The organism is Ulvibacterium sp. (assembly GCF_965248315.1).
GTDB lineage: Bacteria > Bacteroidota > Bacteroidia > Flavobacteriales > Flavobacteriaceae > Ulvibacterium.
In genome coordinates this window covers 3,357,034-3,382,505 of sequence record NZ_CBDFIX010000002.1, presented here as the reverse complement: position 1 = coordinate 3,382,505, position 25,472 = coordinate 3,357,034, and the positions used below count along the sequence as shown (strand labels likewise).

The 25,472-nt window shown below is 40.1% G+C and carries 19 protein-coding genes; 3 read left to right on the top strand and 16 right to left on the bottom strand.

The genetic code is table 11. From position 1 onward, the window contains the following. Positions 1 to 169: 169 nt before the first annotated feature. The 3 genes from ACP2AF_RS16090 to ACP2AF_RS16080 all read right to left on the bottom strand — a co-directional run bounded on the left by ACP2AF_RS16090 (position 170) and on the right by ACP2AF_RS16080 (position 2,582). The gene (locus ACP2AF_RS16090) at positions 170 to 1,021 is read right to left on the bottom strand and encodes an OmpA family protein (RefSeq protein WP_425237174.1); all 852 of its coding nucleotides are present in this window, start codon (positions 1,019 to 1,021) and stop codon (positions 170 to 172) included. A gap of 100 nt (positions 1,022 to 1,121) precedes the next feature. Then, entirely contained in the window at positions 1,122 to 2,123 is a 1,002-nt protein-coding gene (locus tag ACP2AF_RS16085; RefSeq protein WP_425237173.1) for a glycosyltransferase family 2 protein, read from the bottom strand. 12 nt (positions 2,124 to 2,135) lie between these two features. Continuing rightward, the gene (locus tag ACP2AF_RS16080) at positions 2,136 to 2,582 is read right to left on the bottom strand and encodes a type I restriction enzyme HsdR N-terminal domain-containing protein (protein WP_425237172.1); all 447 of its coding nucleotides are present in this window, start codon (positions 2,580 to 2,582) and stop codon (positions 2,136 to 2,138) included. A gap of 26 nt (positions 2,583 to 2,608) precedes the next feature. On the opposite strand from ACP2AF_RS16080, the gene holA reads away from it, so the two are divergent. Beyond that, complete coding sequence (gene holA / locus ACP2AF_RS16075; protein WP_425237171.1) at positions 2,609 to 3,610, top strand: DNA polymerase III subunit delta; 1,002 nt, start codon at positions 2,609 to 2,611, stop codon at positions 3,608 to 3,610. A gap of 2 nt (positions 3,611 to 3,612) precedes the next feature. Here holA and ACP2AF_RS16070 read toward each other — a convergent pair whose 3' ends face one another. Then, on the bottom strand, positions 3,613 to 3,990 hold the full coding sequence (locus tag ACP2AF_RS16070) for a DoxX family protein (RefSeq protein ID WP_425237170.1): 378 nt from the start codon (positions 3,988 to 3,990) through the stop codon (positions 3,613 to 3,615). Positions 3,991 to 4,011: 21 nt separating this feature from the next. Further along, positions 4,012 to 6,261, bottom strand: a complete 2,250-nt coding sequence (locus ACP2AF_RS16065) for an aminotransferase class III-fold pyridoxal phosphate-dependent enzyme (protein ID WP_425237169.1) — start codon at positions 6,259 to 6,261, stop codon at positions 4,012 to 4,014. 160 nt (positions 6,262 to 6,421) lie between these two features. Here ACP2AF_RS16065 and ACP2AF_RS16060 point away from each other — a divergent pair, with 160 nt between their 5' ends. Then, a complete protein-coding gene (locus tag ACP2AF_RS16060) occupies positions 6,422 to 9,205 on the top strand; it encodes a M16 family metallopeptidase (protein WP_425237168.1) in 2,784 nt (927 codons plus the stop codon). Positions 9,206 to 9,249: 44 nt separating this feature from the next. Here ACP2AF_RS16060 and ACP2AF_RS16055 read toward each other — a convergent pair whose 3' ends face one another. The 11 genes from ACP2AF_RS16055 to ACP2AF_RS16005 all read right to left on the bottom strand — a co-directional run bounded on the left by ACP2AF_RS16055 (position 9,250) and on the right by ACP2AF_RS16005 (position 24,148). Beyond that, entirely contained in the window at positions 9,250 to 9,645 is a 396-nt protein-coding gene (locus tag ACP2AF_RS16055; RefSeq protein WP_425237167.1) for a hypothetical protein, read from the bottom strand. 6 nt (positions 9,646 to 9,651) lie between these two features. Next, the gene (locus tag ACP2AF_RS16050; protein WP_425237166.1) at positions 9,652 to 10,146 is read right to left on the bottom strand and encodes a hypothetical protein; all 495 of its coding nucleotides are present in this window, start codon (positions 10,144 to 10,146) and stop codon (positions 9,652 to 9,654) included. A gap of 12 nt (positions 10,147 to 10,158) precedes the next feature. Next, on the bottom strand, positions 10,159 to 10,656 hold the full coding sequence (locus tag ACP2AF_RS16045; RefSeq protein WP_425237165.1) for a DoxX family protein: 498 nt from the start codon (positions 10,654 to 10,656) through the stop codon (positions 10,159 to 10,161). A gap of 117 nt (positions 10,657 to 10,773) precedes the next feature. After that, entirely contained in the window at positions 10,774 to 11,682 is a 909-nt protein-coding gene (locus tag ACP2AF_RS16040; protein ID WP_425237164.1) for a helix-turn-helix domain-containing protein, read from the bottom strand. 337 nt (positions 11,683 to 12,019) lie between these two features. Beyond that, positions 12,020 to 14,431: an alpha-ketoacid dehydrogenase subunit alpha/beta gene (locus tag ACP2AF_RS16035; protein WP_425237163.1), complete on the bottom strand. Its 2,412-nt coding sequence runs from the start codon at positions 14,429 to 14,431 to the stop codon at positions 12,020 to 12,022. Between the two features lie 158 nt (positions 14,432 to 14,589). Further along, on the bottom strand, positions 14,590 to 17,448 hold the full coding sequence (locus ACP2AF_RS16030; RefSeq protein ID WP_425237162.1) for a metalloprotease: 2,859 nt from the start codon (positions 17,446 to 17,448) through the stop codon (positions 14,590 to 14,592). A gap of 11 nt (positions 17,449 to 17,459) precedes the next feature. Continuing rightward, positions 17,460 to 18,146: a TIGR00730 family Rossman fold protein gene (locus ACP2AF_RS16025; RefSeq protein ID WP_425237161.1), complete on the bottom strand. Its 687-nt coding sequence runs from the start codon at positions 18,144 to 18,146 to the stop codon at positions 17,460 to 17,462. A gap of 48 nt (positions 18,147 to 18,194) precedes the next feature. After that, a complete protein-coding gene (gene uvrA, locus ACP2AF_RS16020) occupies positions 18,195 to 21,068 on the bottom strand; it encodes an excinuclease ABC subunit UvrA (protein WP_425237160.1) in 2,874 nt (957 codons plus the stop codon). Positions 21,069 to 21,270: 202 nt separating this feature from the next. After that, positions 21,271 to 22,047: a DNA alkylation repair protein gene (locus ACP2AF_RS16015; protein WP_425237159.1), complete on the bottom strand. Its 777-nt coding sequence runs from the start codon at positions 22,045 to 22,047 to the stop codon at positions 21,271 to 21,273. 60 nt (positions 22,048 to 22,107) lie between these two features. Continuing rightward, the gene (locus ACP2AF_RS16010; protein ID WP_425237158.1) at positions 22,108 to 22,884 is read right to left on the bottom strand and encodes a TIGR03915 family putative DNA repair protein; all 777 of its coding nucleotides are present in this window, start codon (positions 22,882 to 22,884) and stop codon (positions 22,108 to 22,110) included. 1 nt (position 22,885) lies between these two features. Further along, positions 22,886 to 24,148, bottom strand: coding sequence for a putative DNA modification/repair radical SAM protein (locus tag ACP2AF_RS16005; RefSeq protein WP_425237157.1), 1,263 nt, complete (start codon positions 24,146 to 24,148; stop codon positions 22,886 to 22,888). Between the two features lie 198 nt (positions 24,149 to 24,346). On the opposite strand from ACP2AF_RS16005, the gene ACP2AF_RS16000 reads away from it, so the two are divergent. Next, a complete protein-coding gene (locus tag ACP2AF_RS16000) occupies positions 24,347 to 25,108 on the top strand; it encodes an XRE family transcriptional regulator (protein WP_425237156.1) in 762 nt (253 codons plus the stop codon). The last annotated feature ends 364 nt before the right edge of the window (positions 25,109 to 25,472 follow it).

Here is a 25,472-nt window from a genome sequence, read left to right as displayed (position 1 = left end):
TAACGTTTTTAAAAAAAATATAGTATTCTAATATGATGGTTGGTTTGGACCTTTGTTGACAAAGGTAGTACAAAATAGGAACGGGAGTACAATTGCGGAATTATAGCTAGGTATTGGACACAAAAAAACCGCAGCATGAATGCTGCGGTTTTTATTCTAAATATATTGTTTAGTTATTGATTGCAGGGTCTTTCATACCCTCTTCAATCATACTATAGAACTGATCGATTTTTGGAAGAACTACGATACGCGTTCTTCTGTTTTTGGATTTCTCAGTTTGTGATACCGGAATGAATTCTGCTCTACCGGCAGCGGTCATACGCTTGGGGTCAACGTTATAATCGTTTTGAAGGATACGTACAACGGCTGTTGCACGTTTAACACTTAAATCCCAGTTGTCCAATAATACACCACTTCTGTAAGGAACATCATCCGTATGGCCTTCTACCATAAATTCAAAATCAGGTTTGTTGTTCACTACCATAGCAACTTTGCCCAAAACTTCCTTCGCTCTTCTGGTAACGTTATAACTTCCGCTGCTGAAAAGCAATTTGTCCGAAATGGAAACAAACACAACACCTTTTTCCACGCTTATCTCTATATCCTCATCATCCAAATTTCCAAGTACACCTTTAAGGCTTTGTACCAATGACAAGTTAACGGAATCCCTTCTCGTGATGGCATCCTGTAACTTACGAATGGTAAGGTCTTTTTCCTTTAGACTTTCTAGGGATTTTTCCAAGTTCTCTGCACCTTTGGTAGTCAATGTGGTCAAATTACCCATATTGTTGATCAACTCCTGATTGTTGGCCTTGAGAAAAGCATTTTGGTCTTCCAAAGTTTTCATTTTAGAAGTCGCCGTGGCTTTCTCTTCCAAACAATCGTTTAACTTCACCGTTGCCGAATTCAAAAGATCTTGAGCTTCCTTATGTTTGGCTTCAAGGTCTGCAAATTTTTTCTGTGATACACAGGACGATAGCAATAAAGCTACTCCTAAACAACCTAAAATTAATCTTTTCATAATTACGGATTCTATTTATTAATGTTTGTTATTTGTTTTAGTACGTATTGGTTCGGCAGCAAAATTAGATAAAATGGGAAACCTCAAAATTTCAAATTCGTTAATCTTTTACTAAAATGTTAAATTTCTTTATTTGATGTACGAAATAGGACCACACTATGGACTTTGCAATGTAATACTTTAGTATAAAATTAGCTTTTTCCCTTTTCCTGTAAATTTTACTAAAATGCTTGTAAAAGCTTAGATGAGCCCGCAAGATAGCTAAACAATGTTGAAATCTGAACTGAAAAATAAACCGAATTGCTGCAACGCCATCCAATAACAATCGTATAGCGATAATTAAAAATGCTTTTCTTCTGGGAAGGTTCTTGGTTATCGAAAACAGCGAATTTCTAAAATTGAGATAGGTTTTTTTTGGGTTCATATTACTTAAGGTAGAACCACCCAAATGATAGACTTTGGATTTTCCTATATAATATACCTTGTATCCTTTGTTTTTTGCCCTCCAACATAAGTCTACTTCTTCCTGATGTGCAAAATAGTCCTCATCTAGTCCTCCTAATTCCCAATAGATCTCACTTTTAATGAACATGCAAGCACCGGTGGCCCAAAAAATTTCTAGGGTATCATCATATTGTCCTTCATCCTTCTCCAATGCCTGAAAAATTCTTCCCCTACAAAAAGGATAGCCCAACTGATCAATAAAGCCTCCCGCGGCCCCGGCATATTCAAAATAATCCCTTCGTAGTAAATCCAGTATTTTTGGCTGGATAATCGCGGCTTTGGGAAGATTTTTAAAACCTTGAATTATGGGGGGCAGCCAGTTTTTGGAAACCTCAACATCGGAATTTAGGAGGCAGTAAATATCTGCTTCAACTTGTTTAAGGGCATCATTGTACCCTTTGGAAAACCCCCCGTTAAAGGTATTTTGAATAATTCTTACGGTAGGGAAATTGGCACGGGCAAAGGCAACGGAATCATCCGTGGAAGCATTGTCCGCCAAATAAATATCGGCTCCGTCGGAATATTTTACCACTATGGGTAAATATCTTTCCAAAAGAGCCTCTCCGTTCCAATTGAGTATGACGATAGCTAGCTTCAAATCGACGGCAAATTAACGGCTAAAATCAGGAATATGTTCTAGAAAATGATATTTTTCGGCTTCATAGTCCATTTTGCAATAAAAATGTTCCATCCCATTTGTTACCATCAAATAATCGGCATTTAATTTCATATTGTACCTTGCAATCTGATCAAAGGTACGTTGCGTAATCCTTATTTCAGGAGCCTTACATTCCACCAAGGTATGTATGCTTCCATCATTTTTAAAAACTACCACATCGTATCTCTTCTTAATTGAATTGATAGCGAGTTGTTTTTCAACATTGATGAGGCTTTTGGGATATCTTTTTTCATAGATGAGATAATGGATGACATGTTGTCTTACCCATTCTTCCGGTTGTAAGACGACAAACTTTTTCCGTATGACATCAAAAATACAAATCTTATTTTCCCTACTTTTAAAGCGGAAATCATAAGTGGGAAAGGATAGTTTCTGCATGATGCAAATTTGATGTTTTTTTTTGAATGGATGAAGTAAGGCAAATTGTTGCCGACATACGTAAGGGAGCAGTAAAACCTATATATTTCTTATCAGGTGAAGAACCGTATTATATAGATCGGATTGCGGAATATATAGAAAAGCAAGTCCTTACGGAGGAGGAACGTGGATTCAATCAAGTTGTATTATATGGCAAGGATGCCACGGTAGATGATATCATAGCAAATGCAAAGCGATATCCCATGATGTCCGAAAGACAGGTAGTCATTGTCAAGGAGGCACAACATCTTTCCAGGACCATAGAGCACCTTACGGCTTATGTTGAAAACCCTCAACCCTCTACCATCCTGGTCGTTTGCTACAAGTATAAAAAATTGGACAAACGAAAAAAGTTATACAAGTCCGTTCGAAAAACGGGTGTATTGTTCGAGAGCAAGAAATTATATGATAACCAAGTGGCGGATTGGATACGGAAAGTTCTTTTGGGCAAAGGGTACCATATTTCCCATAAAGCGGCCAGTTTGCTGGTAGAGTTTTTAGGAACCGATCTGAGTAGGATAAGCAAAGAATTGGAAAAGCTACAACTAGTTTTGCCCAAAGGAGAAGAAATTACACCGGAAAACATTGAAAAACACATTGGGATAAGCAAGGATTACAACAATTTTGAACTGAAAAAGGCTATTGGGGAGAGGGATATCCTTAAGGCGACCAAAATTGTACATTACTTTTCCCAAAATCCTAAGGACAATCCATTTGTGCTAACAGTTACCTTGTTGCATTCTTTTTTCTCACAATTATTGCAATATCATGGCTTAAACGATCATTCTCCAAAAAATGTGGCCAGTGCTTTAAGGATAAACCCATATTTTGTGGATGAGTTTCGAGTTGCAGCAAAAAACTATCCTATGAAAAAAGTTAGCCGTATCGTTTCGTCTTTACGCGAGATGGACCTTAAAGGAAAAGGGGTAGGGGCTTATGGAATCTCACAATCTGATCTTCTAAAGGAACTGTTGGTAAAGATCATCTGATCCTATTTTTTGTCAATACTATATTTCCCAGGCCCCAATAGACTTATGGATACAAAGGCTATTAAGAACAACAATGCTTTTTCCTTAACGCCTATAGCATCTTGTGCATGAACAATAAATGCGGCGACTACCATGGTAACCGCTGGGAATATGGCTGCCCATCTGGTCTTAAAACCCAAAATGATTAAAATGGGACAAACAAATTCAGCTAGTACAGCCAAGAAAAGTGTAGGGGCAGAACCTATACCTATAGGATCTCCAAATTCGAAATCGCCAGATATAAGTTTTTGAAATTTAGAAAAACCATGGGTCAACAGTAAAGCGGACGAACCGATACGCAGTAAGGCCAGTCCTAGATCCTTGAGAAGGGTATTTTTCATATGGGAAGATTTAGTGTAATGCTAATTTAATAATTCATTGCATATTTTATGCAATTGGTACACTAATAGGTCCGCATCTTTTTCTGAAAATGATAGGGGAGGCTTTATTTTTAAGACGTTATCGTGCGGTCCGTCGGTTCCTATCAAGATATAGTTTTCCCGAAGCTCATTCTTAATCCTATGGGCCAACATGGTATTGGGATTTCCTTTTTTATCCAATAGTTCAACACCAATAAAAAGTCCCATACCTCTAATGTTGGCAATTTCCAAAAATTCCCGTTGCAGTTCAATTAGAAGGGATTGTAAATAATACCCGACCTTTTTGGCATGTTCTTGAAGTTTTTCCTCTTGGATTACCTGCAAAACCGCTTGGCCTATGGCACAAGAAACCGGATTACCGCCAAAGGAGCTAAAAAATTCGGGACCCTGTGCAAAGCTTTCCGAGATTTCCGTGGTGGTGACCACTGCGCCTATGGGATGTCCATTGCCCATGGGTTTGCCCAAGATTACCATGTCCGGTACCACCCCGTGCATTTCATAACCCCAGAAGAAATCTCCCAAACGGCCAAAACCTACTTGTACTTCATCACTGATACAAATACCGCCCTGTTCACGTATTTTTGGGTACACTTCCTCCAAATAACCTTTGGCCAAAGGTACCTGTCCGCCACAGCCCATTACAGGCTCCGCAATAAAAGCCGCTATCTTACCTTTGGACCCATCAACTTTAGCTATTGTTTCTTGGGCAAAGTGTTTTCCTGCGGAGCCATCATCTTTTAGACCCGAACCAAAAACCTTGGGCATCGGAGCTTCTACTATATAACCCTGTTTTCCCAGCCCGTTTCCTTGATCGTACTTGTAATGGCTTACATCTATTCCGATTCTCGTATTCCCATGGTAGCCATGTTCCAGGACCACTATTTTTTTCTTTTTGGAATAGGCCAAGGCCATTCGGATGGCCAAATCGGTGGCCGCGCTTCCTGAATTTACAAAAAAGACTTTATTCAGACTTTGTGGGAATTTGGATAACAACGTTTCACTGTACGCCAAGATTTCTGGATATATGTAGCGCGTATTGGTATTCAATCTTGCCATTACTTGCCTGCCGGCCCTGACAACTTTTGGATGACAATGTCCTGCCAACATAATATTATTGTAAGCATCCAAAATAGTATTCCCTTGGCCATCGTACATGTATTGAAAGGCAGAACGCTGCATCTGGATCGGGTTGGTATAGCTAAGGGACAATGCCTTGCTTAAATTTAAGTTCCTTTTCTTCAATTGCTGCGTTAGCTTTGGTTTATTGACCCTTGGATAGCCAGCGGCAAGACGGAAAGTGTCACTGCATTTAATAGGATTTATCCCCAACCATTTTCGCAATAATCGCCAGGCCGGCTTTTCACTTATAGTAATATATTCTGATTCCGGCTTTAACGTTTTTGTATATGCCGAATTGCAAACACTGGTACACAACCGGGCAGCTACTAAATAATACAGTATATCCAGTTCCTTTGCTTCCAATGGCAAAATGCTCTGGTACCCTTTTATGACATGAGAAGCCGCTTCCAAGGGATTATCCTTTTCCATCATGATGTAGGTTATGGCGACTGCGATTTCGTTCACCGTCCAAGAATGACACATATCGCCAAAATCTATGATGCCCGAAACTTTTCCATCCTTGGTAAGTACGTTCCAGTCGTTGGCATCATTATGAATGATACTTTTCCTCAGCTCATATTGATATGGGGAAACATTTTCAAGAAACTGTAGAAAAAAATAGTCCACTAAGCTTCTATCCTTACTATCGGGAATGAATTTCAGATATTTTTCATTGGCCATAAAATGTTTTAAGTCCCACGGCGTTTCTTTGGCCGCAAGGGAAGCCTCATGGGACCTGAGCAAGGGCCGATCCATTTTTCCGAGGAATTCCCCGAAGGATTTTAAAAGCTTGGGAGTATGTTGGACGTTACCCAGAAAATCGCCTTCCACATAGCTTAGCAAACGGAACATTATTCCCTCTCTTACAATAAGTTCTTTACCATTTTTGGCATTAACGGGCTTGGGAAAATCATAGCTACTTACTTTTGAAACGTTTTGTAGTATTCGATTTTCGGCATGGAGAAGTTCTTGGGTAGCATCTGAATAGGGATATTGCTTTAGGACATGGGTCTTACCTTTGGTCTCCACTTTAAAATTGATACTATCATATCCTTCCAGAGGCGATAGCCTTATCTGATCTAGACCATAATATTCGGAGAGAATCTCTTCCAACGACGAAGACTTTTGTGTCAAAGATAAGCATCATATCGATGTTCCGGACAAAACTATTTCTTGTTGAAACATGTAAGATGAATCATAAAAAATTGTACTCCTGACCGCTAAATAGTATATTTACTCTTAGCATTAACTAAAGTCTATTAAATCATCAATCATGAAAAAATCACTTCACGTATTATGTATTCTTTTGTTTGCAGTAGTGCAAAGTCTTCCATCTCAGACCGTGGGATTTAAGGTTAGCGAAATAGATATTCCCTATGAAAAGTTTACTTTGCCCAATGGGCTCACCCTTTTGGTACATGAAGATCATAAGGCCCCTATAGTAGCGGTAAATGTTTGGTATCATGTAGGATCCAAAAACGAAAAACCAGGAAAGAGTGGATTTGCTCATTTATTCGAACATTTGATGTTCAATGGTAGCGAAAACTTTAATGACGATTATTTTCAAGCTTTGGAGCGAATAGGGGGCACCGACTTAAATGGAACCACGAATTCCGATAGAACCAATTATTTTCAGAATGTTCCCGTTTCCGCCCTAGACCAAGTACTTTTTTTGGAATCCGATCGTATGGGCTACCTTTTAGGTGCCATTGATCAAGCCAAACTTGATGAGCAACGTGGGGTGGTGCAGAATGAAAAAAGGCAAGGGGAGAATCAACCTTATGGAAGACAAGGGGAATTACTTACTAAGGCTATGTATCCTAAAGGGCACCCATACTCATGGACCGTAATAGGTGAAATGGAGGATTTGGACGCGGCTTCGTTAGAGGATGTGCAAGAATGGTTTAAAGCCTATTATGGTGCGGCCAATGCGGTTATTGCCATAGCTGGGGACATAGATCCGGATGAGGTGCATAAAAAGGTGCTGAAATATTTCGGAGCCATTCCTTCCGGCCCAACAATTGTTCGTCCAGAAATAAACATTCCCGTTCACAATGGGGACACCTATCAAGTATATGAGGACAGAGTTCCCGAGACGCGAATTCTGTTCTCTTGGAACACACCCCAGTTCGGGCACCGGGAGGATATTCATTTTGATTTGATATCCTCCATTTTAACAGGTGGCAAGAATTCCAGACTGTACAAAAAACTGGTCTATGAAGACCAAACGGCAAGCTCGGTAGTATCGTATCAGGCCTCCAAGGAAATAGCTAGTAATTTTGTTACTTGGGTAAATGTTAAGCCCGGTGAGGATCCAGATGTAGTAAAGGAGGTCTTTCAATCCGAAATAGAAAACCTCATTCAAAGTGGTCCTACGGAATTGGAATTAAAACGGGTGAAGGCAGCCTACTTTGCCAATTTCATTAAAGGATTGGAACGTATTGGAGGTTTTGGAGGTATATCCGATAGATTGGCTTCCAATCAAACGTATTTTGGAGATGCAGCCTACTACAAGACAGTATTAAATTATGTAGAGAAGGCTACGGTAGAGGACCTAAAGTCCACTGCCCAAAAATGGCTCCGCCAAGGGAAGCATACCCTAGTTTGTAAACCTTTTCCCGATTATACGATAGAAGAAACCAATGTGGATCGTTCCAAGTTGCCGGAACTAGGAACTCAAAAGAGTTCTAGCTTTCCTGAACTGGAGCGAGCCAAACTCTCCAATGGATTGAACATCGTATTGGCAAAAAGAGAAGGCGTCCCTACAGTAGTGATGAACCTTATGATGGATGCCGGTTATAAGACGGATTACCTATCTAGCCCAGGAACCGCGGAATTGGCCATGAATTTAATGGACGAGGGCACTAAAGAGCTGAGTTCTCTTGAAATCAATGAGAAACTGCAATTATTAGGAGCCAGTTTATATACCTATTCCAGTCAAGATAATTCCAATGTTTATCTCAACACCCTTAAACAGAGCCTAGATGGGAGTTTAGACCTCTTTGCCGATGTAATTCTTAACCCGGCCTTTCCGGAAAAGGAATTCGATCGATTAAAAAATGAACAGATAAATAGCATTAAAAAGGAAAAATCCCAACCTATTGCCATGGCATTACGGGTTATGAACAAGTATCTATATGGCGAAGACCACCCTTATAGTAACCCCTATACCGGAACGGGCTATGAGGATACCGTGGCAAAACTTACTAGGGACGATGCGCTGAAATTCTATAAAACGTGGATAAGGCCAAATAATGCTACATTGGTGATTACTGGAGATGTAGATATGGAGGAATTAAAATCCAAACTGGAGAAATCATTGGGAAAATGGAAAAAATCCGATGTGCCTTCAATAACCTTCAATGCACCTAAAGCAAACACCAAAAATACTTTGTACCTCGTTAATAGACCGGAATCGCAACAATCTATTATATTGGCGGGCCACCTTACGCACAAGTATGGGGATGTATCGGAAATTGCCCTGGAGCAAATGGTCAGTATTTTGGGTGGAAATTTCACCTCACGTATCAATATGAATCTAAGGGAAGACAAGCATTGGGCCTATGGCGCCGGAGGATTTGTTATGTCCAATAAGGAAGAACGACCTTTCCTTGTTTATGCCCCAGTACAAACGGATAAGTCTGCCGAATCCGTTACCGAGCTGCGTAAGGAAATTTCTGAATTCATTTCCACTAGGCCTGCCACGCAACAGGAGTTGGACAAGGTAAAGACCAATCAGGTTTTGAAATTGCCTGGGCAATGGGAAACCAATAGTGCCGTAAACAGTTCCATGTCCAAATTGGTCAAATACAATTTGTCCGATGACTATTACCAGAAATATGATCAGAGCGTAAGAAGCCTTTCTTTAAAGGATGTACACGAAGTAAGCCAAAAAGTAGTCCGACCGGAGGCTGTTAATTGGTTCATGGTAGGGGATAGGGCCAAAATTATAAATAAACTGGACGAGTTGGGCTTCGACGCCATTATTGAAATTGATGCAGATGGGAATCCAATAAATACCAAGGTACAATTACCGGCAGATGAATTAAAAAATTAAAGCAACCCATCAAGGAAGGATCCGCTGGGATGGACGGCCCTTTGCTATTTCAATAGTTTTTGCCGTCCATCGTTTTTGTTAAATGTAGCTTCATATTCAATAACCTCTGGTCTGTATTTAAAGGTAATTACCCTATTTCCCGAACAATTGAGTTCATACTGATCATTGAAATTAACGAACTTAAACTCAACTTCATTTTGAGCAGTAGATTTGGATACGGTAGTTTCAAAAATTCCGTCATTGTTCTTATCCTCCATAGGGAGGACTATTTCCCATGGGGGGGAGGTAAAATTACCGCGTAAACCAACTTCTTGGGCATTTTCCACATATTTCATGTTAACTTTAAAGGTCACCGTCTTTAAATGTGTTTCCTGTACACAGCTGCAGCTGAAAGCTAAAACGAAAAGAGCAAAGAATAGATGTTTTAAACAAGTTTTCATGGTAACTTAGATTTTTAGTTTTTTATAGGTATAGCGATTGCGTATCATTTTTTCTTGACTTTTCTGATAGACTACGGTTTTGGTAATGGATATACTTTGATTTCCGAATAGGTAGGTTTTGTAGATATCGGCCTTTTTGTTGTTATCCCTTCCCTTATATCGGGTGGTAAGTTTGGTAATACTACCTCCCTCGAAATCTAGATCGACCACTTTTTCATCACCAAAATAGTGTCCATTTTTTTTGATCTTTACCCGACTGATATAATTGGCCTTTGGTTCGTCCGGAAATTCCACCTCTTGTATGATTGTATCATCTTGAACGGAAATCTTTAGCGTGGTCCTGATGTTTACTTCTTTTCCATCCGAATAATTGATGTACATTAAATTACCGGACCATGAACTTCCATTTAGGTACTCAAAATTGGATGTTGAAAGACTGTTTTGGGCAATTGCCGTAGATAGAAAAAAGAGCCCTATCATAGATTGTAGTATTGATTTCATAGGTTTTATATTTTATGGGTTACTAATGATATGTTTCCTTGTAAGTAGATAGTCCAGACCGAACCGCCCAGATCCCAAATAAAGATTGTAAATAGAGATCCATAGGAAACCCATCGCTGGGAGCATGCCCCAAATCCCTTGTCCCCATTTTTGCATGAAGATGGCCGTTAGCATGGTAAACATAATGAGGAAGGCAGCTACCCTTGTATTTAATCCGAAGGCCAAAAATAATCCCCCAACAGCTTCACTAAAAGCCCCCATCCAAGCAAAAAATACTGGGGCCATTGCGAAAACCCCGCCATAGGACGCAACATCTTCCGGGAACCATGCGGACACTTCAAAGAGATTAAGGTTTTGACCCTCTGGTGTCCAGGGCATCCCAAACTTGTCGGCTCCAAAACTCAAGGCAAGCAACATTCCGCATATAAAACGTATAATAGCAAATAGTAAATCGGCTATCCAATCTTTCTGTAGAACAGGTAGCATAATCTTTCTGAAGGCTTTTTTCATATCGTGCATATTTATGTTTACAATACAAATTTGCCGTGTAAAGTCAATAGCTGAGTTTCAAATCGTTGAGATTAGGTCTCAAATACGATTTGAGACGTCTCGCAAAAAAGACATCAGCTAAAATGAATTGTTGAGGAATTCTGTGGGGGAGCTATTGGTAAACTTTTTGAATACTCGATTAAAGGTGGCTTTGCTGTTAAAACCACATTCATAGGCTATACCCAATAGCGAGAGCTTCTTATGCCTTCCGGCCTTTAGCATATCTTTGACCAAGTTTATGCGGTAAGTATTAATAAAGTCATTAAAATTTTTGCCAAAACCTATATTGATTACTTCGGATAATTGACCCCTGGACATTCTAAGTTCCTGCGCCATTTCCTTGAGATTAAGATCAGGGTTCAAATAGGGGCGTTGGGCTTCCATGAATTGGGAAAGACGTTCTTTTTGATTTTCTAACCCCTTATTTTCATGCTTGGAATGCCATACAGAACCTTCCTTAATGCCCCGGCTCTTTTGTAATATTCCCAAAAGCTGAAAATCTAGTCCTTCCAGAGAAGTAGTGTCGGTGAAGTATCCTTTTATACCAATATATATCACTGCCAAGGCAGAAAAAAATTGGTACCACCATTTTTGGATCCAACTTAATTCCACAATAGATAGGATTACGAACTGTTGCAAAATCCCGTAAAGAAAAAGAAACGAATAAATATATAAGAAGTTACGAATCCAATTAAGTTCCAATTTGTAGGTATTGGAGAAGTAGTTTTTTATCTTTTTTTTGTATGTAAAATATAATTGGAGCGAGAAAGCCAAATATAGTATTTGCTGTATGGCGTTAAACGCTTCCGCGAAACTACCTACCGAACCCATGGCCCAACTTTCCATAAGTATACCATTTTGTTTTGTATCAAATCCATTTTGATTGGCATCATAGATAAAAATGAAAACCCGGTATAGAACGTATAGCACTGCCGGAAAAAAGTGTAGCCAATCCTTTTTGCCGAATTTAAAGTTAGATGTTGTCACGGACCTTACATAAAAGTAAATTAGCGGCCCTATGGCTAGCGATAAGGAAATGAGCCAATAATTGATTTTAGTGTTACGGTAGGTATCGTACCAATCCATGAATCCAATGGTGTATGTGGTACGATGATAGCATGTAATAATCACCAAAAGTGCCAAAAAAAGATCGGATATTCGGTTTTTAATGTAAAATCGATGTAACAAAAGCAAGCCGAACAATAGACCTTGGCTTACCAGAACTAGTAATGGCGTACTGTATAAGTTGAAGCTTGGAAAAACAAGGGAAATCAATTCAATTTTTCCCTAAATATAAAAAACTTGAACGAGGGTACTCGCGTTGCTAGCGTAATTTTGGAAAGTTGGCAGGATCTGCTTCATGGATAATTTCGTATACCTTTTCAAAGACATCCTCTGCATTGGGCTTGGAAAAATAATCTCCATCAGTTCCATAAGCAGGTCTATGTGCCTTTGCCGTAAGGGTCTGAGGGGCACTATCCAAATAGCTATAGGCTCCTTGACGCTCAATAATTTCTTGAACCAAGTAAGCAGAGCAGCCTCCAGGAACGTCTTCGTCCACAACCAACAGTCTATTGGTCTTTTGTATGCTTTGTACGGTATCTCCATTTACGTCAAATGGCAATAAGGTCTGGGCATCGATAACTTCGACATCGATACCTACTTCTGAGAGTTCGCGTGCAGCCTGCTCCACAATCCGTAAAGTAGACCCGTATGAAAGTATGGTGATATCACTACCTTTTCTTAAGGTCTCGATTTTACCAATTGGCGTACAAAAATCTCCTAAATTATTGGGCATGGATTCCTTTAACCGATATCCATTAAGACTTTCAATTATCAAAGCAGGTTCGTCACTTTTCATTAAGGTGTTGTAAAAACCTGCCGCTTGGGTCATGTTTCGTGGTGCAAGAATGTACATGCCTCTCAAGACATGAATTAGACCTCCCATGGGAGATCCCGAATGCCAAATACCCTCCAATCGATGTCCCCTAGTCCTAACGATTAAAGGTGCCTTTTGCTTTCCGTAGGTACGATATAGTAAGCTCGCCAAATCATCGGTAAGCGTGGCCATAGCATAAAAGATATAATCCAGGTACTGGATTTCGGCAATTGGCCTTAGTCCTCTTAAGGCCATTCCTATACCTTGTCCTATAATGGTGGTTTCTCGAATACCGGTATCGGCCACCCGTAATTCACCGTATTTCTTTTGAAGTCCTTCCAAACCTTGGTTTACATCTCCTATTTTTCCACTATCCTCTCCAAACACCAAGGCTTCGGGATATTTCTCGAATAATTTGTCAAAATTGTCCCGAAGCACCACCCGTCCATCCACAGTTTTGGGACTGGTATCGTATTGAGGGTGTATCGCGGGAATTTTAGTAGCCCTGGTTGGGAGTTCACTATATAACAATGAACTATACTTGGGTTGGGTATCTTCCAGAAAGCGATTTACCCAAGACAACAAGGCCTCTTTTTCGGGTGTATTTTCACCCAACATATAGCGTAAGGCCTTACGCGAGTTATGGGCGAGATCTTTTTTGATCGGTTCTTCAACCGCTATCAAATCGTTCTTTATCTTATTGATAAAATTTTTGTTCGGGCTTTTTTGTGAAGCATTCTCCAAAAGTTGGATTAAAGTATTTTTCATTCGCTTGTGCGGTTCCAGATATTCCGCCCAAGCCTCTTTTTTTGCGATTCTGACCTTCTTTTTAATCGATTTTTCAAGCTCCAAAAGCTCTGAATCCTCGGCAATACCGGTTTCAAGTACCCATTCCCTAAAACGTTTGTTGCAATCATTGTCCTTTTCCCACTCCAAACGTTTTTCGCTTTTATACCGCTCGTGGGAACCCGAAGTGGAGTGTCCCTGGGGTTGCGTAAGTTCAACGACATGAATGATAACGGGTACATGCTCCTCACGAGCAATGTCCGCAGCATTTTCATAAGCATGCATCAGGGCCGTATAGTCCCATCCCTTTACTTTTATGAGTTCATATCCTTTCTGGTCCTCGTCTCTTTGGAATCCACTAAGCATTTTTGAAATATCCTCTTTGGTCGCATGGTATTTGGCCGGTACGGATATACCATAGTCATCGTCCCAAATACTTATAACCATTGGCACTTGAAGTACGCCGCCGGCATTTACGGTCTCCAAAAACATACCTTCACTGGTACTTGCATTACCGATGGTACCCCAAGCTACTTCATTCCCATTATTTGAAAACTTCTCGGAATCCAGGTTCTTTAGATTCCTATACATTTTGGAGGCTTGTGCCAGACCTAATAACCTAGGCATTTGCCCAGCAGTACATGAGATATCGGCACTACTATTTTTTTGTTTTGTAAGGTTTCTCCAGCTTCCATCTTCATTTATGCTATTGGTCATATAGTGACCTACCATTTGCCTCCCCGCACTCATGGGTTCTTTTCCAATATCTGTGGTGGCATAAAGGCCGTGAAATAATTGTTTTGGGGTCAGTAACCCCAGAGCCATCATAAAAGTTTGGTCTCTGTAATAACCGCTTCTAAAATCCCCATTTTTAAAGGACCTTGCCATTGCCAATTGTGGGAGTTCCTTACCATCGCTAAAAATCCCAAATTTTGCTTTTCCAGTAAGTACCTCTTTGCGCCCCATTAGGCTACATTCCCTGCTTAGAACAGCTATTTCGTAATCATGTAGAATCTGGTCCCTAAAATCGTCAAAAGAAATATCGGTGCTGGTTTTTGGGGAAAGGTCCATGGGCAAGTAGAGTTTTTGCAAAAATATCCAATAGAATAGATTTTTACAACTCTAAAAAAGTTAAAATATTTGTATATTGATAAAAAAAACCTCTATTTTTTGATGTTTTGTATTTTTTACGGCTTAAAAAAGCAATTTTATAAGAATATTTCATTCTATTAGAACCATTTTCTGGTAAATAACCCTGTAAGCGTCCTTGGGCTTATGGTTATGATGAACCGAATCCTTTCTTCATAATTGGGTTGCGCTATTTCCCACCCATTGTTGGAATAGACCGGGAAGTATAGTTCAAAAAAATCGGTAACAAGATTTAGGCGTATTCCGGAATCATAAACAAACTTCTCCCTTAGCCCCCTATTTTTTACAAATCCGATATCTCCATAGGCTTCTATCCATCGCCAAAGATTTACGCTGGTATTCATGGTAGCCAGCCAATCATTCGCAAACCGGTAACGTTCATCCAGAAAGGATTTAAAGCCTCCTTCCGCAATGATTATTTGCTGACTGTACAGACCTGAATCCTCTGAACGTCCGAGATAATTATAGTCAAAAAGATAATCGGTAGGACGGTCCAATGCAAAATCAAAAAAAGTGTTACCGGGCTCTATTTTGTTCCTTAAAAATTTACCTGCAAAAAATCTAACATTAAATTGCGTGTTGTTCTCATATAGTTTTCGGTATTCGAACTCAAAGACCAATTTGGTAAAATCACTGGAGTGTTGGAAATCCGTGGACCAGGAATTAAAATCTATAATTCCGTTGTTTATATGTGAAAACCTGGCATTAAAGACACTGTAATCCGGGGTATCCGGATCATTGCTCAAATCAATAAGGCTCTCGTCAAAATCCCGAAAGATATTGACATATCTAAAGGTCAAGAATTGTCGTTTATTGGAAATAAGATCGGCAGGTCGCCAGCCAAAGCTCATGGAGGGTGTAATAGACGTATATCTGGAATTGGTCTGAAAATGAAATGTAGAAGCACTAATTCGGTAATTGGATACGAACAATCCACTTTTGCTCAAATACTTCCTATATCCCAAACTTCCAAAACCTACAAGGGTGTTCTCCCGAAACGAATAGGACGGATGAAAATCATAAACAAAAGGGCGCTCCAAAAAGGTTTTGTTGTACAAGCGAAGTCCGGGAGACCAGCCGTCATAGATATTAAAGTTTAAGATAGGTACATAGAATATCTGATTGTAATAGGGGTTTTCGGCATCCTTGAAAAAAGTAAACTTGATTTTTTTATTGCTCGAAAAAAAACCTTTCAAAGATTTCCAATTGTCCCTTTGGTTAAACTCCGGGATTTTTTGATCGTAGTTCAACACCAGGCGTTCTTCGTTCTTGTTCGGGATGGTAAAGGTCTTTTCCCCCGTAATGTTGGAAAACCAATACTTGGATACCACGGAGTCCTTATCATTGAGTCCAAATAGCGATATGGGAACATTGGTTCCCTCCTTATTTTTTAAGGTTACCCGGAGGGAATCCTCAGTTTTCTTCGCTTTCTTTATCTTAAAGTCTATAAGCCGGTCCGTGGAAACATAATCATTAAAAAACCAGTCTATATTGCGATTGGAGGCTCGCTTTAATATTGATTCAAAATCCAAGGGCTTAACCTTGTTCAATTTATAGTATTTATAAAAGGTCTTTATGCTTTCATCTACCTTTTCCTTACCAATATAACTCGCCAAGTAGGAAAGCCCTTGACCGGCCTTATACTTGTTCCCTATTTTTTGGTTCCACTTTATAAGCGAATCGTTTGGGGTGGTCAAAGGCTGATCTTGGTTTTTACGTGCCCTGAACATATAGAGAAAAGGATATTGCTCGTTGAAGTCCATCTTTGCCAATTGATAGCTTCTGAAGCCCCAAATTTTGGAAAGTTTCCCCAATAACTTTTGATCGGGATAATGCTCCTCTACATAGGCTATCATTAAATAATTGGCAATGGCATCCAATATCCATTGATCTTTTCTGGGGTCTAAGAAAATGGTCTCATTGATAATTTTGACAAGGGCCGTTTTAAGGAACTTCATCTCATACTGAAATTGATCATCGTATGGCCGTATAAAGGAGGGAAGCTGATTTAGGCCGTACATAGGATTCTTATTGTAATCAATTTCACTCACCAACAAGTGGGAATGTGGAAATCTCCCTAAATTTTCCAATACGAAATCGGTAACCTTATGGATAGAGACTCCTTGTGATATCTGATCGTATTTGCCGGCCTTTAAATCCGTAATAACGGTCATGTTATGGGTAACATGCGTAGTAAAACCATTGTTGGGGGTGAGGATTATTTCGCAACTTTTTCTGTTGATGCCTTTTAGCTGGGCCTCATGGCCATTTGGAAACCTGGTCTCCCCCAATACCCTGAAATTTGATACCATATGGAGACTGTCCGGATACGTGATCTTTAAGTTGGTATTGGTAACATCCGTATAAAGGTCTTCCAAATTTTTGTTGGAATACAAATGCCATTTGCCGTCATATACGGCAGGAGTTAGGTACCAATCCTTTAAATAATATCCACTTTTTGGATCATACCCATAAGGGGTAAACTTTTTGGAAGGCAATTTTACCGTATATGTAATGAAGATTTTTGCCGAATTGCCTGGTTCCAGAGGTTCGTTGAGTCTAATTTTAAGAACATCCTGCCCTGTTACCCTTTCCCAAAATAGACCTCTATATTCATCATCAACTGCACTGGTGATTTCGGTAGAGCCCCTTTCTTCGTCTTTGGCAAGATGAAGGCTTTTTTTAAAGTCTTCTGCAAATCGTTTTGCGAGACCTGTTTTTTTGTTGGAATATGCATGTGCCCAGTCATTGAAATATAGGTTGCGCAAAGTGTCGTCCGAGGTGTTCTTATATTCAAATTCTTGTTGAATACGTATTTCATGGGTCTCCTCGTCCAAATCTGCAGTAAGGTTATTAATATGCTGGGCATGGGATACACCAATACCCAGTAAAAAAATTACTAGGGCAATCGGGTATGGTAAATATCTCGTGTGTTCCAAAAAAGTTAGGCTTAAAAATTTGGACTCAAAGTGTTCCCTTTGTAGAAGGCATCGATGATTTCTACTACTTCTTCCTTGGTATCCGCAATTTGTATCAAGTTCAAATCCGAAGCACTGATATTACCCAATTCCAGCACAGTACTTTTAATCCATTCCAAAAGACCTTTCCAAAAATCGGAGCCCACCAATATAATGGGAAACCCCGCAATTTTATGGGTTTGAATTAAAGTGATGGCCTCAAAAAGTTCGTCTAGAGTTCCAAAACCTCCGGGCATAACCACAAATCCTTGAGAATATTTAACGAACATTACCTTTCTCACGAAGAAGTAATCAAAATCCAGGCTTTTGTCATCGTCGATATACGGATTGTCATGTTGCTCAAAGGGAAGATCAATATTGAGCCCTACCGAAGTACCTCCTGCCAAATGCGCACCTCTATTCCCCGCCTCCATGATACCGGGACCTCCACCCGTGATAATTCCGTAGCCTGCTTCAGAAATACTTTTGGCGATATCTACGGCAAGTTGATAGTATTTCCCGTCCTCTTTGGTCCGGGCAGAGCCAAATATGGAGACACATGGACCTATAGCACTCATTTTCTCAAAACCACCCACAAATTCGCCCATGATCTTGAAGATGGCCCAAGAATCATTGGTTTTTATCTCATTCCACCCTTTATGGTGCTGTTCTTTTCTCATAGTAATGCAGTTCTTTTGATACTAACGAATCTTTTGATGGTTAAGTCGTTACTTATCTCGGGCCAGAGCCATTTTTGCCTTTTCCTTTTGTTGACCAATTTCTAACCTCAAAAACTCTGCCGTATAACTTTTTTGGTCTTTTATTAACTCTTCTGGGGTTCCTTTGGCTACTACCATTCCCCCTCCACGGCCACCTTCATAACCAATATCTATAATGTGATCCATCATTTTGATTACATCCATATTGTGCTCAATGATCAAGACGGTGTTTCCTTTGTCCACTAAACGTTCCAAAACTTCCATTAATACACGGATATCTTCAAAATGGAGACCTGTAGTAGGTTCGTCCAAGATATAAAAAGTATTACCGGTATCACGCTTTGATAGTTCCGTTGCCAGTTTTATCCGTTGTGCTTCACCTCCGGATAAGGTCGTGGACTGTTGCCCTAAAGAAATATATCCCAGACCTACATCTTTGATGGTCTTTAGCTTACGGTATATTTTTGGGATGTTTTCAAAAAAATCTACGGCCTCATCCACGGTCATTTCCAAAACATCGGCGATGGATTTGCCCTTATAGCGTATTTCCAAGGTTTCTCTATTGAAGCGTTTTCCGTTACAAGTTTCGCATTCGACATAGACATCAGGGAGGAAATTCATCTCAATGACCTTTAGACCACCTCCTTGACATGTTTCGCATCTGCCTCCCTTTACATTAAAACTAAAGCGTCCAGGCTTATATCCCCTAATGGCGGCTTCGGGAGTTTTGGTAAATAAGGAACGTATTTCACTGAAAACGCCGGTATAGGTCGCCGGGTTGGAACGAGGTGTTCTACCAATGGGGGATTGATTAATGTCAATGACCTTATCTATATGTTGTAGGCCCGTAATTTTTTTATAGGGCATTGGTTTTTTTACACCATTAAAATAATGGGCGTTCATAATGGGGTAGAGCGTTTCATTGATCAAAGTCGATTTCCCACTTCCTGAAACCCCGGTAACGCCAATCATTTTGCCCAACGGAAATTGTACCGTTACATTCTTAAGGTTATTACCCGCGCAGCCGGATAGTACAATATTCTTTCCATTGCCCTTTCTTCTTTTTTTTGGTACCGGAATCTGCTTGTCTCCTGTGATATAATCTGCGGTAAGCGTATGGTGATCTTTTAAATCTTGCGGACTTCCTTCGGATATAATTTCACCGCCATGTCTTCCCGCCTTGGGTCCAATGTCTATAACATGATCTGCCCGTTCTATCATGTCCCTATCGTGCTCCACAACGATTACCGAATTTCCAATATCACGAAGTGCTTCCAAAGATCGTATTAATCTATTATTATCCCTTTGGTGCAATCCAATACTGGGCTCATCCAATATATAGAGTACGCCCACAAGTTGAGACCCTATCTGGGTGGCAAGGCGAATACGCTGGGCCTCTCCGCCCGAAAGTGATTTTGAACCTCGGTTTAGGGAAAGATAGTTAAGACCAACATCCAATAGAAATCGGATACGTGTTCGGATTTCCTTTATAATCTCTTCAGCTATTTTTTGCTGGTTTCCATCAAGTTTTTGATGGAGTCCATCAAAAAAATCGGCCAATTCGGAAATGTCCATTTGGGCCAACTGGGCTATATTCCGATCGTTGATTTTAAAATTCAGGGACTCGGTCCGTAATCGTGACCCATTGCACTCGGGACAAACGATTTTATCCATATATTCCTTTGCCCATCTTCTGATGGAGGTGGACCCGGATTCATTGAATTGATGTTTTATAAAATTGGCGATTCCTTCGTAATCAATGGTATATGTTCGTTTGACTCCCAATGTTTTGGAATCCAACTCAAAACTCTCCTTTCCACCGTTCAACAATACATCCATGGCTTCCTCAGGAATCTTTTCAATGGGATCCGTAAGTTCAAAACTATAACGTTGGGCAATGGTTTCTATCTGTTTAAAGGCCCAAGACTTTTTATACTCCCCGAGCGGAGCAATTCCCCCTGCTTTGATCGATACTTTCTTGTTCGGGAAAATCTTATTTTCATTTACCTCATATACATGTCCTAGACCGCTACAATTGGGACACATACCTTTTGGTGAGTTAAAGGAAAAGGTATTTGGTTCGGGAGTGGGGTAGGAGATGCCCGAAGTGGGGCACATGAGATCACGGCTAAAGTAGCGCGGATCGGCTTGGCCTTCCTCAAGTACCATTAATACATCATTGCCACTGTACATGGCCGTATTAATGGTTTCCGTTAATCGCTTATCCGTATCTTCGGAATCTGTGACCTTAAGCCTATCTATAACAATTTCAATGTCATGCGTCTTGTAACGGTCTACTTTCATTCCCTTTACAATATCCTTTATTTCCCCATCAACGCGAACCTTTACAAATCCTTGTTTGCCTATTTGCTCAAAAAGCTCCCTATAATGTCCTTTTCGGGATTTTATAATAGGAGCCAATACGTTTATCCTTTTATCCGCATAATCCGTTTTAATAAGCTCTTTGATTTGCTCATCGCTATAACTCACCATCTTTTCTCCGGTAACATAGCTATAGGCATCGGCGGCCCTGGCAAACAACAAGCGCAAAAAATCATATACTTCGGTAATGGTGCCCACCGTGGACCGGGGTGATTTAGAAGTCGTTTTTTGTTCAATGGCAATTACGGGAGATAGCCCATCGATTTTATCCACATCAGGTCGCTCCAAACCTCCTAGGAATTGCCGCGCATAGGCCGAGAAAGTTTCAATATATCTTCGCTGCCCCTCGGCATAAATGGTGTCGAACGCCAGTGAGGATTTACCACTTCCCGAAAGGCCTGTGATAACTACGAGTTTTTCCCGCGGAATGGTTACATCGATATTTTTAAGGTTATGGACGCGAGCACCCTTAACCTCAATATTCTCTTCGTAGTTTATCATTTTTCAAAGCAAAGTTGCAAAGGTAGGAATTTGGCATCTAAAAAGGAAGTAGGGTCCATCTCAATCTTTGTCTATCAGAGACCTAACAAAATATCGGGATTATTGGAATGAAACCTAGATCAAATACACCAATAACGCACAGATTCAAGATTATTTCAAACCTGAATATTCCTCCCTAATCTGTATTGGAATTAATTTGATTTTACATCTTCTTCAGTACTTCCAATGCCCATGAATCTTTGAGTTTCAACAAATTTCTCAATGCATGTTTTATAATCCACTTACGTTCTTTGGTAGGGCAAGGCAACCAGCTCTCAATAAGATTTCTGCCAATTTTCGGATGGTCCTTTAGAATATCGTTGATACAGTTGGCTACGGACTTCTGCACATATTTGCTGGGATCGTCTTTCAGGTTTTCTAAAATTGGTAGTATAGGAGTGGGGTCTTCTATAAAAATATCAAGTTTCGACGCCCAGGGTAATCGCGGCCGAACACCTTCACAGCTTAACCGGCGAATATGCTTGTTTTTATCCTTGGACCATACCTTCATAACTTTTAATGTCCGCTCCGGAAAGGCTTTTAAATAAGGACGAATGGTGTATTCTCCTGTATTTCTCTTAGTAATTTCCCGTATGGCATTCATGGATAGGTCAAAGTGTTGCAAACCATACTTTTCTATATATTTGGCAATGGGCATTACCCAATAATACGCTTTGAACATCCCTGTTTCCTTTTCATTCTCAGGCCCTAGAATATCTACCAACCAAGTTATAGCAATAGTATAGTCCACTGCCATTTGTTGTTTCAAAAGATCGGCTATCAATTCAACCCGATCCTTAAGCTCTAAATCCTTAGTGCCCTGATCAACTTTTTGGGCGAAGGCGTTTTTATCGAATGAAATCCCATTGGCAATGAGCTTGTCGGCCAACTTAAGAGCTAGCTCTTTGTCAAACCAAAGCTTTAATTGTTTGTGTGCCATAAAACCAATAATTTTTAATGAAAATATGCGTATTGCACAAATGGTCCAAATTCTCCTTATCTAAACCGCCTGTTTCTTTTCGCTTAAGTATTTCCAATAGCGTTTGGGTATATGTTGTGTATGCAATTTTTTATTAATGCGAGATTTGATATGGGTACTTCTAAAGTAATTGGCCCACAAATCCTGATAACTATATTCCTCGGCCAGAAACCTATCACTTTTATGAATACTATTTGCGTATACCTCGTTCAAGTCCAAAGAAACCATTTCAACGGTTTGCAAATTATAGTAAAGCCCATATTTTCGTTTTATGTCATAAATGAGCCAATGCTGGTCTACATATCGGGAGCGAAAATGTTTGGAAATTAACGGAAGTACATTAAAATCCGGTTCAATATTGGCAAAATAAATAGCGTCCTTGGTCATCTGAAATCGTACAAAGGCTTCCATACGATGCTTTTCACGACCAACATTCTTAGCCAATTGGCTGATTTTTAAAACGATGGTATCTGAATAATCCGAGTGCACCGAAACCTCGGATGCAAAAAGTTTTTGGATGTATCGGTAGAGTAGGAGTTCAATGCCCTTGTGTTCGCTCAAAAAGGCAAAATAGATATTCTTAATGGCCGTGTTGCTTTTGTTTTGAACACCGTTCCAGACCCGTTTTGCTTTATCCATCTGAGTAAAAATGATTTCTGTATCCGAAAAGAGTGCATTCTGTGCCTGCCCATTACGTTGTATATCGGCTACATTTATCCTTTCCTCAAAAGCTTTGAAAACGGCAGTTAAAAAACCATTAAAACTTCCATCGTAAATTAAAATTCTGGTATTGTCCATTTTAATTGAATAGTTGTAATTGTGAACTGTAATTTTTCCTAAACTTCCCCACGGAATTCTTTAAAATCATTCCTTTTATCTTTTGTGGTTCCAGTTCATGGTTTTCCCATTGGTTGGAATCACAAATAATAAAGTATTTGGCACGGTTAAGGGCAATTCCAATCTTTTTAAGATGCCCCCAATTCAATTTTCTGAAACGTCTTGCGCTTATAATTTTACCTGCCGATAGCATGCCCACTCCTGGAATACGGGCCAACATACCTTTATCTGCCCTATTGATATCTATCGGGAACAGATGTAGGTTCCGCAAGGCCCAACCCAATTTTGGGTCAACGTCCATGTCCAGATTGGGATGCTCATCATTCAGTATTTCCTGCACTCCAAAACCATAAAATCGCAAAAGCCAATCGGTTTGATATAAACGGTTTTCCCTAAGCATGGGTACCTGTGATCCTATGGCCGGTAAACGGCTATCCTCGGCAACCGGTACATAGCCGGAATAATAAACCCGCCTCATTTGATATTGGGTGTAATAGTGATGGGCGGAGTACATAATATCCTTGTCGGTTTCTCCAGTGGCCCCAATAATCATTTGGGTACTTTGCCCGGCAGGGGCAAATTTGGGCGTACTTTTAATAATCCGTTTTTCGGCCTTGTACCGAACAATTTCATGTTGCACCTTTCGCATAGGTTTGGTAAAGTCTTCATGCCTTTTGTCCGGTGCCAACAACTTAAGTCCGGAAATGGTCGGTACTTCGATATTCACTGAAAGTCGATCGGCATACAGACCGGCTTCATACATTAATTCGTCACTTGCCCCCGGAATGGATTTAAGATGTATGTATCCGTTGTAATTTTTCTCCAACCTGAGTTTTTTTGCCACAGCTACCAACCGCTCCATGGTATGATCAGGACTTTTGAAGATACCTGAACTCAGAAAAAGGCCTTCTATATAGTTACGCCTATAAAAATTTATGGTTAGATCTACGACTTCCTGAATCTTAAAGGCGGCCCTTTTTATATCGTTGCTCTTTCGGGTAACGCAATAGGCGCAATCGAAAATGCAGTGATTGGTCAAAAGAATTTTAAGAAGGGAAATGCACCGCCCATCTTCCGTATAGCTATGACAGATTCCCATTGGTGCCGCATTTCCCAAACCTTTATTGGTATTGATACGATCGCTACCGCTACTGGAGCAGGAAACGTCATATTTGGCGGCGTCCGCCAAAATGTTAAGTTTTTCTTTTATACGCTCAAAGGACATACTGATATTGTAATTATTCCAAAATTATGGAAATATTCCTAATAATGGAAATATTCCCAATAAAATTTTGGATATATTCCAAATTATGTATATTTGAAGTATATATCCCAAAGAGGATAGTGGTTGGAACATGGTAAAACCGATTGGGCCTTGTTCAATACTTTTAAAATTTTCTGGGATCTTATGAATTAAATTGAAATGGAAAACGAAATCGCTTTAAAACGCTTTACGGACTTACGAAGGGAATTGGGCCATACGCAGGCCGAATTTGCAAAACTTATTGGTGTTTCCAATACTACTGCCGATATCGAGCGGGGGCGTACCAAACTTTCAGGTAAAGTTGTAACGGAACTTCTACGACAATTTAAAATAAACCCCTTATGGTTGTTCGGGGAGAGTGAGCAACAATATCTTGAGACTTCCAAAACTAGTGTTATCCCAAAAGTGGTAACCGTAGATTCTTCGGACAAGGAAAACATGGTCTTGGTTAATGCCAAGGCTGCGGCTGGTTACCCTCAGAATATCCAAGACACAAGTTGGTACCGGCAATTGCCGGCCTTCGACCTTCCCATTCCTGAATTTAGGAATGCTACCTATCGTGGTTTTCAGGTAGAAGGGGATAGCATGTTACCCAATTTAAAGCCTGGGGAATGGGTACTGGCAAAATCCGTGGAGGATATAGACCATGTAAGCCCCAATAAAATCTATGTGGTGGTACTGGAAGATGCGGTCTTGGTAAAAAAGATAGAACGATTGCCCAACCGAAACCACATTACGTTGATATCCCTAAACGAATCTTATCCACCCTACGCCATAAAGCCTTTTCAGATACAGGAGCTTTGGCAGGTAAGTAGTAAGATTACCTTTGGAGTTGATGCCACTACTGAAAAAGGCCTTCTTAAACAGCTACAGGAGTCTATGGAAGAATTGAAAGATCAATTACGGCTTACCAAGAATTGAAGAGAAGGAGCATCCAAATTCTATAACCCTTACAAAAGGAAAAGTAAACAGAGACTTGAATAAGTCCCTGTTCGCTTATTTATGCAGGCACACATATGTAGCCATCGGCCGGAAAACTCATACATAGCAGGGGACAGCTCTGGGAACCGCATTCCCAATGACCACTACAGGGTTTCCCTAAATTGTGACAAGGACCGGAACCTCCGCTGATCGTCTTTTGTTCCGTTTTGGTTAAAATTCTGCCAAGATTTAAAATGGACTTTTTCATGATTAAAATTTAAAGATTCAATTCTTCCCTGAACATTTAAAGACACTCAAGGCCTGTGTCTATTCTTCGCGAATGAATATCTTCAAAATCTGGAGC

Bases quoted from the DNA above. Each gene is read 5' to 3' on its own strand.
- ACP2AF_RS16060 (WP_425237168.1), top strand. From the start codon at position 6,422: ATGAAAAAATCACTTCACGTATTATGTATTCTTTTGTTTGCAGTAGTG.
- ACP2AF_RS16080 (WP_425237172.1), bottom strand. From the start codon at position 2,582: ATGCAGAAACTATCCTTTCCCACTTATGATTTCCGCTTTAAAAGTAGG.
- ACP2AF_RS16010 (WP_425237158.1), bottom strand. From the start codon at position 22,884: ATGGACAATACCAGAATTTTAATTTACGATGGAAGTTTTAATGGTTTT.
- ACP2AF_RS16050 (WP_425237166.1), bottom strand. From the start codon at position 10,146: ATGAAATCAATACTACAATCTATGATAGGGCTCTTTTTTCTATCTACG.
- ACP2AF_RS16015 (WP_425237159.1), bottom strand. From the start codon at position 22,047: ATGGCACACAAACAATTAAAGCTTTGGTTTGACAAAGAGCTAGCTCTT.
- ACP2AF_RS16045 (WP_425237165.1), bottom strand. From the start codon at position 10,656: ATGAAAAAAGCCTTCAGAAAGATTATGCTACCTGTTCTACAGAAAGAT.
- ACP2AF_RS16070 (WP_425237170.1), bottom strand. From the start codon at position 3,990: ATGAAAAATACCCTTCTCAAGGATCTAGGACTGGCCTTACTGCGTATC.
- ACP2AF_RS16005 (WP_425237157.1), bottom strand. From the start codon at position 24,148: ATGTCCTTTGAGCGTATAAAAGAAAAACTTAACATTTTGGCGGACGCC.
- ACP2AF_RS16025 (WP_425237161.1), bottom strand. From the start codon at position 18,146: ATGAGAAAAGAACAGCACCATAAAGGGTGGAATGAGATAAAAACCAAT.
- ACP2AF_RS16035 (WP_425237163.1), bottom strand. From the start codon at position 14,431: ATGGACCTTTCCCCAAAAACCAGCACCGATATTTCTTTTGACGATTTT.
- uvrA (WP_425237160.1), bottom strand. From the start codon at position 21,068: ATGATAAACTACGAAGAGAATATTGAGGTTAAGGGTGCTCGCGTCCAT.
- ACP2AF_RS16055 (WP_425237167.1), bottom strand. From the start codon at position 9,645: ATGAAAACTTGTTTAAAACATCTATTCTTTGCTCTTTTCGTTTTAGCT.
- ACP2AF_RS16000 (WP_425237156.1), top strand. From the start codon at position 24,347: ATGGAAAACGAAATCGCTTTAAAACGCTTTACGGACTTACGAAGGGAA.
- holA (WP_425237171.1), top strand. From the start codon at position 2,609: ATGGATGAAGTAAGGCAAATTGTTGCCGACATACGTAAGGGAGCAGTA.
- ACP2AF_RS16090 (WP_425237174.1), bottom strand. From the start codon at position 1,021: ATGAAAAGATTAATTTTAGGTTGTTTAGGAGTAGCTTTATTGCTATCG.